The 11,160-nt window shown below is 46.7% G+C and carries 10 protein-coding genes; all 10 read right to left on the bottom strand.

The genetic code is table 11. The features are described from left to right. Window positions 1-119 precede the first annotated feature (119 nt). Entirely contained in the window at window positions 120-920 is an 801-nt protein-coding gene (locus PJI16_06335; GenBank protein ID MDT3777172.1) for a hypothetical protein, read from the bottom strand. Window positions 921-1,716: 796 nt separating this feature from the next. Further along, complete coding sequence (locus tag PJI16_06330) at window positions 1,717-3,183, bottom strand: hypothetical protein (GenBank protein ID MDT3777171.1); 1,467 nt, start codon at window positions 3,181-3,183, stop codon at window positions 1,717-1,719. Window positions 3,184-3,437: 254 nt separating this feature from the next. Next, on the bottom strand, window positions 3,438-3,569 hold the full coding sequence (locus PJI16_06325; GenBank protein MDT3777170.1) for a DUF5615 family PIN-like protein: 132 nt from the start codon (window positions 3,567-3,569) through the stop codon (window positions 3,438-3,440). Window positions 3,570-4,114: 545 nt separating this feature from the next. Then, entirely contained in the window at window positions 4,115-4,324 is a 210-nt protein-coding gene (locus PJI16_06320) for a DUF433 domain-containing protein (GenBank protein MDT3777169.1), read from the bottom strand. A gap of 301 nt (window positions 4,325-4,625) precedes the next feature. Continuing rightward, the gene (locus tag PJI16_06315; GenBank protein MDT3777168.1) at window positions 4,626-5,117 is read right to left on the bottom strand and encodes a peptidylprolyl isomerase; all 492 of its coding nucleotides are present in this window, start codon (window positions 5,115-5,117) and stop codon (window positions 4,626-4,628) included. A gap of 66 nt (window positions 5,118-5,183) precedes the next feature. Further along, window positions 5,184-5,885: a ribonuclease H-like domain-containing protein gene (locus PJI16_06310; GenBank protein ID MDT3777167.1), complete on the bottom strand. Its 702-nt coding sequence runs from the start codon at window positions 5,883-5,885 to the stop codon at window positions 5,184-5,186. Window positions 5,886-5,994: 109 nt separating this feature from the next. Continuing rightward, window positions 5,995-6,300: a hypothetical protein gene (locus PJI16_06305; protein MDT3777166.1), complete on the bottom strand. Its 306-nt coding sequence runs from the start codon at window positions 6,298-6,300 to the stop codon at window positions 5,995-5,997. Window positions 6,301-6,365: 65 nt separating this feature from the next. Then, window positions 6,366-6,965 (bottom strand): hypothetical protein, encoded by a 600-nt coding sequence (locus PJI16_06300; protein ID MDT3777165.1) that lies wholly within the window; start codon window positions 6,963-6,965, stop codon window positions 6,366-6,368. Between the two features lie 474 nt (window positions 6,966-7,439). Continuing rightward, a complete protein-coding gene (locus PJI16_06295; GenBank protein ID MDT3777164.1) occupies window positions 7,440-9,779 on the bottom strand; it encodes a serine hydrolase in 2,340 nt (779 codons plus the stop codon). A gap of 154 nt (window positions 9,780-9,933) precedes the next feature. Continuing rightward, window positions 9,934-10,785 carry a DsbA family protein gene (locus tag PJI16_06290; protein ID MDT3777163.1) on the bottom strand — a complete coding sequence of 284 codons (852 nt, stop codon included), beginning with the start codon at window positions 10,783-10,785 and terminating at the stop codon, window positions 9,934-9,936. Window positions 10,786-11,160 lie beyond the last annotated feature (375 nt).

Raw genomic sequence — 11,160 nt, 5'->3', positions numbered from 1 at the left:
AAACGGTGTCGCGCTAACAGTTGGTGTTGCCACCGAATGTGATCCCGGTACACAGGAAGGGTAAGACCCGAACGAGGCCTTTTCTCCTTAGAAGAAAAGGCCTCGCGGATGGGAGATGCCTACGGCACTTGAGGGAACTCGACATTGATAAAATAATCATCCTGGGGACTATTTGAAGATGGATTGGCTGCAGTCACCCCGGCATTGGATTCTCCGCCCATGGAAACCGACACCAGATCGAACACCTCTGACACTGTCGAATCAATGATATCTGCAAAAGCAGTGGACTGTGGGATATCCGTTATCCGAAACCGGGAGCCGGATAGTGAATTCTCCCATGTATACCTGGCACCTGCGGATGAAACAATCATAGGACTGCCACTCATAGAACTGCCGGGATCTATGGAAAGAACCTCCAGTGGTAGTAGGGGAGCGAAGAATCCTATATCAGTACAGGGATCTGCCGAGGGGGGAGCGGGGCAAGGGTCATAGTTCATGGGGTATTGGCTTAATTCGATAGTGTCGCCCTCACTAAGTCCCGCAGTTGTGTCGGTGTCTAACAACTTTGCGATTTCAAGGTCTACGGACGAGTCGTACACCCCGTTACGGTTCTTATCAATGTATGCGCGCACAAGTACGGGCGCAGGCGCCATGCTCTCCATGCAATCGGAATCCAGGGTGATCGACCCATCACCATTTGATTCGCCTGGAAATATGTCCCCATGGTTGGCCAGGTGGTTCGGTACTGCGTTACCACTGACGGAAATTTTCTTAAAAACCCCTTCATCCGCATCAAAATGGCAAATCTCCACTTTAGGCATCTTGGCCGCTTCGACTTGACCCACTCCTAGAATACATACACCCACAAAAGCTGCACTGAGCCATACCGATGCTCTCCTTCTTTGATCGACTAAATTCATAACATCCTCCAAATGTGTGGTTATGAATAATTAATCGGTTGGTTACCCAAAAAAGGAAAGTACCACGGAGCAAAATAATTTCACTCACGACCGAAAACTGTTCATACCAGGGGACCCACCCTCCCATTAGTAAGTCCCGCAATTTCTGGCATGGGATGCTTCAATCAATGTTCAAGGGCAAAGCCCCAGACTGGCACCATCACAAAAAAACACCACGCTTATTTAAAGGGAATTTCCTGTAGGGCACATCACCAATCAACGGGGATTAACGGCAAGCACTATCAATGGGCATCTGGAGCAAACCATCCAAGCAGGTGACGGTGGACCCCACCCAACTATGGACACCAAAGCAGGAATTAGAAATGAAAAACGGTTTTGAGAAAACAGGGATCGGAAATCTCACTGGCGCTAAAGAGATCCTCGGCGACCTCTATGATTATGGTCAGCCCCGCCTCTTCCGCGCGGTTCAGGGAAAGGACTGAGCGCTCACTCTTCAGACAGGGAAGGAATACTTTGCGACTCAGTTAGCTCTCCATCCGTATGTCCTCCTGAGCCACCAGCGAAGGATCTGTGTCCACAATGAAGATGCACTGCTGAGCGAGACCCTTTGTGGAATCTTACCTCAGCTACGTCGAAGGCGCTCAGTATTACATGGTCTCCTAAGCATTACCCATTTACTCATGATCAGCACCATATAATGGCTTTTTTGAGCCATCGCGTATTGCCATGGTGTACTTCAGCCTGAGGCCACGTTCAAAGGAAAATTATGGGTGCACTGCTTTGTTATCTTCACTCTTTAACGCACCTTACTTTTCGCTAATGCGAATACTCCCATCATTGAGTGGGAAAATTGCTTGTTCTCTGCTGTTTCATCCAGCTTATCAGAAGCATATTTGCCGATGGTTGAAGTGAGGCCCAGCGGAAGTAAAGCTCCTAAAAATGGAGCAAGAACTGGGAACATTGACACTCCTAAAGTTCCTGCACCGATTAAGGCTGTATACTTGTGCTTGGCTGCGTATTTTTTATTGATCCCATTTATTTGTTTCTCATGCTTTGATATGGACATCTCAATGTGGGAACAAACCTCTGAAGCAACATAACCTAAGTCATCAAGCTTCGTGCTTGGCAAACTATTTATCAAATCACGCAATTCTCTTCTAAATGAAATATTTTCCTTAGTTTTTCTCAGGTGCACGATTTGGGAATCATTAATATTTGCCAAAAAATCTAACTTTTTTGATGTAAGAGATTTCAAAATACTCATTGTAGAGGGGTCAAATGAGACGGCATCAGATGCGCGATTGTTCTTCATATTTGCAATTAGCTGATAATAATGAGCCTGCGCTTCAATACATAAAAATGGGTGACTTCTTAATTCATCTGAGTTTTCAAGTAAATGATAGTGAGGTTGAATTCTCTCACATATAGCATTTGTAACCACTTTCACATCGTTCATAGACAAAATTTTATTGCACCAAGCTTCCGATCTCCATGTCCTCATTTCATTTTTGTAGTTTTCAATTGCATTCTTTAGGCTTTCACCTATGTCACCACCTGGTGAAATAAAAAGGGTTGCATTTTCAACTTTATTAAGAAATAGGTCGGGATATTTGTCACCAAATTCTAAAACATCTTCCCAGTTCTGGATACCAGAATCTACATAAGTAGAAAAAACATCTACAATGAGCTGCATTGAGTTAGATTGAGTTTGGGGATCATTTTCCTCAAGCGTTTTTTCCCAACTAGGAAAAATGAAAAATGGTGGAATATCAAATTCGCTTTCAAGAAGATCCGAAAGATGGAGTACAAAAAAAGCCATTTCTAGAGGAATTACATGATGAAATTTTTCCTCGTCCCTCTTTTTCTCAATCCAGGGCATAACTGGATCTGGAATCAATACAGTATCCGAAAATAACAACGACCTACGCGTTGCGCCAAGTTGAGTATTCTTAAAGGAACGGCCGCCACCTAAATTTAGCTTACATGCGTCTAGCCTCTGAGCAGAGGCAAAGGCATCGGCTCCTTCTGAGGAATATAAAGTCTTTAAATTATTTTCTAATAGGGCATATGAATTTTGTATTTCAACTTGCCTTCTTATATTTCCCCTTATGTTATCTGGCATCCGATTGACTGCTTCTGAAAAGCTATCTAGCTGAGCAAACTCATTAGGTTGCTTTCCCGTCACAGATACGAAAAATTCATTCAGTATTTCAAAATAACGATTCTGATAAATTATTAGAGTATGTAAGTCATCCTGATCCACTCGATTCTCCCATTTAAAAGATAACCTTAATTAGACTAATCCGCATAAGATGTGGAGTTCTAATTTTTTATCTCTAATGACATGGCTTAAAAGAGGGACACTACCCTTTGTAGGTCGAACAATTACCGACTTGAGTTATTTCAACTAATAATCAGCAGTGCCTCATTCTGATTATTGAAAAAATCCTTGATGAACTCCACTCCACGAGTGAACAGTTCGTGGATATTCCGAGTTGAAAAATTTTCCACTCTCACTTAAATAACCTTCGGGGGGTGCCTACGGAGAAGACTTCTATGCAAGAAATCGGAATCTTTGGAAACAATAACGAAACTCTGCTCCAAAGCCAATTGCCCAATGGCTTCATCATCGTTGTGAGTTATAGGCATTTGAATTAACGTTCGATGGTTCAGCGCAAAAGAAACATCATTTCAAACACATTCCACTAACTGGAGTTATGAGAATTCATGATAAATGCCGGGTTTCGGCCCGGCAGCCCAGGTCCTTTTGTTTCGGCAAAAGGACCCAAAACCATGTTGGCCATACTGTGGCCCTTCAGGTTCCCTACGCGGTTCGCCGACGCCCGCGTCGCGCAAACTCGCTGCGCTCAAACAATGCGCGACTTTTTCCGGTGTCGGCTGCACGGCTCGGCCACATCATGAGGCCAGGAGAGGAGTCTGCTAAAACAATGAACCCCCTTAATTATGGAGAGCCAACTCCGGAGTCTACCCTGGGACTCAAACAAGGCCCGCCGGTTCATTAAAGCGTCCGACCCCAGGACCGGACAGCAGGCGTCGGTCAGCCCCGAGGGGGAAGCCTTTGGAAATTATTTGGAACCACCAAAGGCTAAAATCCTTGACATGTTTGGAGTCAGGGAACTCGGAATTCAGCCTAGGAGGGAGTTTAAAGGAAAGATTATGGTCGATAAGCAACTTCATGCCAGAGGCGCGGAACGCTTTTTCTCACGATCAGCGGCAAACGAGAGACACGCATGAATATCATCTTTGGTCAATTCAGGGAAATCACTAATAATTTCGTCTTCGGTCATCCCTGAAGCTATGTATTCCAATACATCCTGGACCGTGATCCGCATCCCTCTGATGCAGGGCTTCCCACTTCGCTTCCCAAATTTGATTGTGATGATATCTGCGTAGCTCGCCCATCGACGCCTGCCGTCCTGTCCCTATTGTGGACGCTCTTATCTCACGGCGGGCCTTGTTTGAGCCCCGCGAGTTGGACCGCTCTCTCAAAACTTGCGTCCACAATATCTGATGAGACAGGACGGGGCGTCACTGGTTTTGGCTCCTTTTGCCGAAACAAAAGGAGCTCGGCTGCAGGGGCGAAACCCTGCATCTCCCGTACATTTAAAAATACTCGGCTAGAAGCTGAAATTTAAAGCAGAGTTTTTTTTCAATTAAATGATTCCCTTACACGCCTGGGACGATCTAGTGACTATGGCCATCACCAGCATGTGAATGCCCATGCTCGAGTTCTTCCTTGGTGGCTTCTCGCACACTCACAACTTTAATATCAAAATTGAGCGCGACACCGGCCAGGGGATGGTTGGTATCAATGGTGACGGCATCACCGTCAACTTTCACCACTACAATTTCTTGCGTCGCGCCATCCGGCGCCTTGGCCTCAAAGACCATTCCCGCTTCAACCGCCTCGACTCCTTCGAACGCGGCCTTTTCGATGGTCTTGATACCGTCAGCAATAAGCTCGCCATAAGCCTCAGCAGCCTCAATTCTTACCTTCAGAGAATCTCCCTCGGCTTTACCCGCCAGCGCCTTCTCCAACCCGGGAATGATATTCCCCGCCCCATGCAAATACACCATGGGCTTTGAGCCATCTGAACTATCCAACACCTTACCGGCATCGTCAGTGAGTTTATAATTGACGCTGACCACCGAATTCTTCCCAATCAATACAGACATACTCTCTCCTTTATTTCTAATTTTTCTATGACCACTTACACATGCAACGTGTGCACCTTCTCTCATTCACCACCATTCCATAAACTTTGATCGCGGCCATGGCTTATCCATCCATGACGTGTCAGGCAGAGGTAACTTGGAGGCTTCTTGAACGGTCAGCCATCCGCCCGGCAATTCAAAATGGGATATGGTGCCTCGCCCGGTTATCCAACTGATCTTTTTGGCTTTTTCGCTGGCTTCGGCCACGTCCAAGGTTAACCGACAATCCTGTGCCACATAGTCCAGTACCGTTTGACATTCTCCCTCTTTCCATAGCCTTGGGGCCACAGAACCATCCACATTAGCAGGCTTACTCACCCCTATGGCCTTCGCCGCCGCATTAAGCTTTATGGGGAAGCCTTTCCCGCAAAAGAAATGATACATCATGTCGACATGGTTCATCGCCAATGCACGGCAATCATCCACCTGTCCGCATTCTTCCGCCACAATGACGAAATCAAATCCCAGTCCATTATGGGTTATGAGGGTATAGCCTTCCTGTAACTTGCTTTTGAGATGCTCGACAAAGGCAGTGACATCCGCCCTGGTCATTTGTGGCGCAGGAGATCCATCGGCATTTTTTGAGTAAAAGGTCACAGCCGAGGGTTCATCGCTACACCAGGTCGCCATACAGGTAATGCCGAGTGGCCGATGATCATGTAAGTCACCGAAGTTTTCAGGCAAAATTTTGGCCGTTTCGATATCAAATGCCAGATATTTTCGCGGCATTGCAACCCTCCTCACGATTGAACTGAATGGCGTGATTGATTGAAACACCCCACACCATCACATGGTTAGTTGGGGTGTTCTGGAACAATGCGGTGTTAGTGCTTTTTGGTCAACATACCGGTTCAGAAACTGCCTGTTGAACGATACCTTCGGCATCGAGTTCAAACGTTTTATGACACTCATACGAAGTGCCATACAATTCACCTGCCAATGGATGGCGAGTGATTCGTTGAATAAATTCCAACCGTTGTCCGCCGTTAGGCAAAGCGGTTTGCTTAGTCGGTGGCCCCATCACCCGAATGAGCTCTTCACGGTGAACTCCCTTCCATCCATACATTTGTGCCTGAGGGTAAAGACCGCAGCCCATGGCCAAAATTAGTAAAAATGCCAAAAAAATTAATGATAATCTTCTCACGAGTACTTTCCGATCATCAGGTTCGGCAGGAATGTCCTCTCCCACCACTTGTTATACATCCATAATTAACAGGTTAAATGGCGGCAAAACCACCATACCCGAGGATAGGGAGATATTTCCACTAGACGCGTTTCTGAATCCCTTGGTGTCGGGAGTTGAGAGGTGATAGGAAGACCGGCTAAGTCGGGATACAGCGAAAGAACTTGGGCTTTTGCATCCTCTAGATCAGTTTCCACGGAAACATCGACCAACCGAAGATACGTCGGTGGGTGAATTTTCACTTCCCATATTCCCAGATAATTCAGTCCCCCCCTACTCACCTCGAAGGTCGAATTCAATTGAGCCATAGATCGAAAAGCTCCTTCATTGATCTGGAGTCGCACCAACTCATATTCGCCTGGCGGCAGTGCGAGAAAAAATGGAGAATCGGCAGATTCGATATCCACCCGAAACCATTCTTTTGTCGTGAGATTCATGAGCTCAAAAAATCGAATCTGCGGAGTATACCATCGCGTCGTAGGTCCGGTGAGACTCGCTTGAACTTTCCCAAACACGATTGTTTGATCAACTGAAAGATTTGCGGGCAAAGGTGCCATATTCGTGGCACATCCCAGGAAAGGAAAGGCTATTCCGAGGACTAACATCAGGGTTCTTATTTCTTTCATGACCAGATAGTCTCTCGTGGTTTTTATCAATCGGTCTGAAAAGAAAGTTTTGACCTCCAAACAGGACTACTTTCCTTCTGTGTGAACGAAATCACATGAACCACATACCGAAAAAGTGGTCTCCCGGCTTCCTCTGGCGCTCAAAGTAAGTATTACCCTAAAACAGCCCGCGGGCACCGACCTAAGCGATCCTCTTCCGCTATTCTGATTATATCAGAGGGATGGTGTGCTCCTACCATGACGGTGATACAACCGGGTCCGATTTTCGTTCATGATGATGGATGACCATCACCACGAACGATACGCCCATCCAGATCCTCGATAATGTGCGACAATTTCTCAACGGAATAGGGAATCAGGCGCATTGAATTCATCCTGAATGAAGGCAGGCCCGCTTATACCAGGATTCAGGCCATGCTTCCTGAGGTTCACTACTCCCGGCCCGGCAAAGCCGAGAATCTTTGCAGGTTGACCTCATTTCGTACAGTAATTCTTTTTGGTCACAGGCGTTTTACATTTCTGCGATCCTGGACAATCATTGTCGGACTGACACACACATTCCCCTTGTTCACATTTATCCGAGGCACATTGGCTATTCTTCGAACAACTCGCTCCCAGAGCCTTACTCGTACTTGCACAATAGTTCGCCTTCCCAACCGGGGTATAACAGCTTTGCCCGTTGGGACAATCGCCGTTTGATTTACATACACACTTGTCCTGTTCGCACTTGTCTGAGGCACATTGACTATCCTTGGTACAGCTGGCCCCCAGGGCCTTACTTGTACTTGCGCAATAATTCGCCTTCCCAACCGGGGTATAGCAGGTTTGCCCGTTGGGACAATCGCCGTTTGATTTACATACACATTTGTCCTGTTCGCACTTGTCTGAGGCACATTGACTATCCTTGGTACAGCTGGCCCCCAGGGCCTTACTCGTACTCGCGCAATAGTTCGCCTTCCCAACCGGCGTATAGCAGGCTTGCCCATTGGGACAGTCACCGTCCCCCTTACACACACACTTATCCTGTTGGCATTTGTCCGACGCACATTCACTATTCTTGGAACATGTAGCTCCCAGAGCCTTACTCGTACTCGCGCAATAGTTCGCTTTGCCAACGGGTGTAAAGCAGGCCTGCCCGTTCGGACAGTCACCATCCCCCTTACACACGCATTGGTCTTGTTGACACTTATCCGAGGCGCATTGGCTGTTTTTAGAACAACTGGCCCCAAGGGCCTTGCTCGTACTTGCACAATAGTTGGCTTTTCCAATTGGGGTATAACAGGCTTGTCCATTGGGACAGTCGCCGTCACTCTTACACACACAGGTATCTTTCTCACACTTGCCGGATGTGCATTCCTTGTCCTTAAAGCACTGATCACCGACGACGACCGTTCCCAGGAAACCACATTTCCCGATCGGCTCGCCGTAACACGTCAGGTTGGGGCCACAGACATCGTTCCGGCTGCACGTTTCATTACGTTTCTTGCCTGCCTTACACTTGTTAATCCCAATTGTCGCAACAGGGCCTTTGTCACAGTATTGACCCTCAGCACAATCCTCGTCTTCGCTACATGTTGGTTTAAGGGGTTTCCCTGATTCGTTGCTCACCCCAAAAGCAATTTTAAACGCTTTGACCACCGCATTATTGAGGGTGCCTGCTCCGTAGACTTCCTTATTTCTTGCCCATGTATACTTGCCGTTGACGAGCACGACAATGCCTACCTGCTTATCGCTATGCGCATAAAAGTTCGTCGCAAATCCCTGGTGCTTGCCTCCGTGAGAGAATTGAGACCCCGAAATGTCCACTCCCAGTCCATACTCAGCAGGAGGCACCTTTGTCAGAACCTCATCAATGTCGGCCTTCGGTATGATCTGCGTTCCAGCATTGTTCTCAAGATACTCTGCCCCATCGTTCATCATCAGCGAGACTAATCGTGCGTAATCTACAGGATGGCACAGCAATCCACCTGCAGCTTTGAGTTCAGAAACTTGGACATCATAGAGACATACACCTCGACTACACCCACGAGCCAGATGGACCATGTCCGAACTGCCATCCTCAAAAGTGCTCTTATTCATGCCATAGGGCTCAAGAACATTCCGTTGGAGATAGGTCTCGAAAGGTTTATCGGTAGCGATCTCGAGCATCGCTTCTGCCACGGTATACCCACCTCCAGAGTAGTCATACTTAGTCCCTGGTTCGTGGATAGGTTTAACGGCATCATGCGCAAGGTTTCTGCCGAGAATAACCCCCTTGAGAGGGTCGCTGGAAGGAAGCCATGGCTTATTCGCGATTCCATGTGTGTCCAAACCTGCCGTATGGCTCAGCAAACGTCGGGGCGTAATGTCATCAGGCCAGGACTTATGATCTTTGAAAACCTTGTCGACCCATTTTGTAATAATGGTGTCAGGATGTTTCTTATTGAAATCCGTGACGCTCTCATCGAGGCTAAGTTCCCCTCGCCTCGAAGCTGCAGCAAAGCCTAATGATGACACCATCTTGCTCGTCGAGGCACATTGGTAGATCGTATTTGCAGTCGTCTTTTCCTTCTTTTTCTGGTTACGATCTCCATACCATTTATGAATGACCGGCTTACCATTATAGATAATGGCAAGGGACAGGCCTGCCACATCGTTCTTCTCCACGGCCTTGCTAATTGTGTAGGGATCTTTGTCATACAAAAAGATGGATTCTTCCATTTGTTTGAAGAGGACATCCGCCTCGGCATTCGGAATCACTTCGTAGGCGGCCACGTCGGCACTCATGACGAGGAGTAGACCAATAAGAGTCAGCAAGGTCTTCATGTATCTCATGAATCTCCCATTTTCATTCGATCATTTCAGGGCCTTATGCAGAGGCTCGGTACAGCTTTTTCACTTACAGAGCCTAAGAGTGACGCAACCGAAAAACTGTGCAGCCCCATCACAATCCCGCGAATTTTATTTGTTGCCATTTAGAAGCATTTTTCTATTCGCGTCTATGCCCGTCACTTGCGAGTAGCGGCTCAATGATTCTTGAAAAGGCTGACAACGGTTGAGTCCCACTCACTTCTTTGGGATCTGTGAGTTGCCCGTTTTCTACTCGTCCAATAAAAAACGTCGGGGTTCCGTTCACCCCAATCTCTTGGCCGTAAACCACATCTGCCTCAACTCTTTGTAATTGTTCAGGACTATTGACGCATGCTTCAAACAGGTCCATGTTGAGTCCCAAAGACCCGGCCAACTTTTGATACAAGCCATCCCCAAGCTCGGATTGATGGGAAAAAAGCTGATGGTTCATCTGCCAATATGCATCCTGTTCACCGGCACAATTTGCAGCAACAGCGGCCCCTTTGGCATAGGCATGGAAGTCCAACGGAAAATCTCGAAGGACATATTGCACTTTTCCCGTGTCGATATATTCTTTTTTCAGGTTTTCAAATGTTTCTGAATGGTATTGAGCACAATAGGGACATTGATAATCCGTAAACTCCACTATCGCCACTTTTGCTCGCTGATTACCAAGGGTAGGATCATGATCCTTGAGTTCAACATTGCCAACAACAGAAGGAAGTGAAGCAGGAGCAAGGGGAAGATTGAAATTTTTCTTTGATTCGTCCACCGATTGACGTAATTCTGCAAGTTCTTTTCGAACATCTTTCAGTTCGTTTTGAATTTCGATGAGTTGCCGAAGAATAAAAACATCTGTTGTTTCATCGGAGGAAGGAATTGAAGGTTCCTGAGCAAAGAGCAGGAGGGGAAAGACCAGAAGGGATCCGAGTAGCCCTCCGACTATCCGCCACGTGAAAAATGTCGCAGAATTATTATGTAGTTTTGACATAGGTCCTCACTTTCCAGTGAAAGACCTTACTATTCTTTTTAAATAAAATAAAGAATATTGCCAAAATAATGGAACTCTATAAGACTTCAAATATAACGTGGACAGATATTGAGGATAATTATTGCCCCACCACATAATACGTTCAGAATTTTCCCTGCCTTTGCATGGCCTTCACCTAATAGTTCTAGTGATTCCCAGCTGAAGCAGGACACAAATTTTTGGGAAAGTAAGCGAAAAATTGGATTTGCGGGGTTTTGTGGAAGAAGTTGCTAAAATTCCACCAACTCCATGTTCTCATCAGGACGAACGTGTCCGCTCAGTTCATGGAACGGGATTAAACTTATGAAGAAAATGAAGAGGCGTTAAGAACGAATA

It is taken from the genome of Nitrospira sp. MA-1, from assembly GCA_032139905.1.
In the GTDB taxonomy this organism is placed as follows: domain Bacteria; phylum Nitrospirota; class Nitrospiria; order Nitrospirales; family UBA8639; genus Nitrospira_E.
The sequence above is the reverse complement of the archived record's forward strand: the minus strand, read 5'-3'. Positions and strand labels throughout refer to the sequence as shown.

Excerpts from the sequence above, each read along its gene's own strand:
- PJI16_06295 (MDT3777164.1), bottom strand. The coding sequence starts at position 9,779 with ATGAGATACATGAAGACCTTGCTGACTCTTATTGGTCTACTCCTCGTC.
- PJI16_06325 (MDT3777170.1), bottom strand. The coding sequence starts at position 3,569 with ATGCCTATAACTCACAACGATGATGAAGCCATTGGGCAATTGGCTTTG.
- PJI16_06290 (MDT3777163.1), bottom strand. The coding sequence starts at position 10,785 with ATGTCAAAACTACATAATAATTCTGCGACATTTTTCACGTGGCGGATA.
- PJI16_06335 (MDT3777172.1), bottom strand. The coding sequence starts at position 920 with ATGAATTTAGTCGATCAAAGAAGGAGAGCATCGGTATGGCTCAGTGCA.
- PJI16_06310 (MDT3777167.1), bottom strand. The coding sequence starts at position 5,885 with ATGCCGCGAAAATATCTGGCATTTGATATCGAAACGGCCAAAATTTTG.
- PJI16_06300 (MDT3777165.1), bottom strand. The coding sequence starts at position 6,965 with ATGAAAGAAATAAGAACCCTGATGTTAGTCCTCGGAATAGCCTTTCCT.
- PJI16_06315 (MDT3777168.1), bottom strand. The coding sequence starts at position 5,117 with ATGTCTGTATTGATTGGGAAGAATTCGGTGGTCAGCGTCAATTATAAA.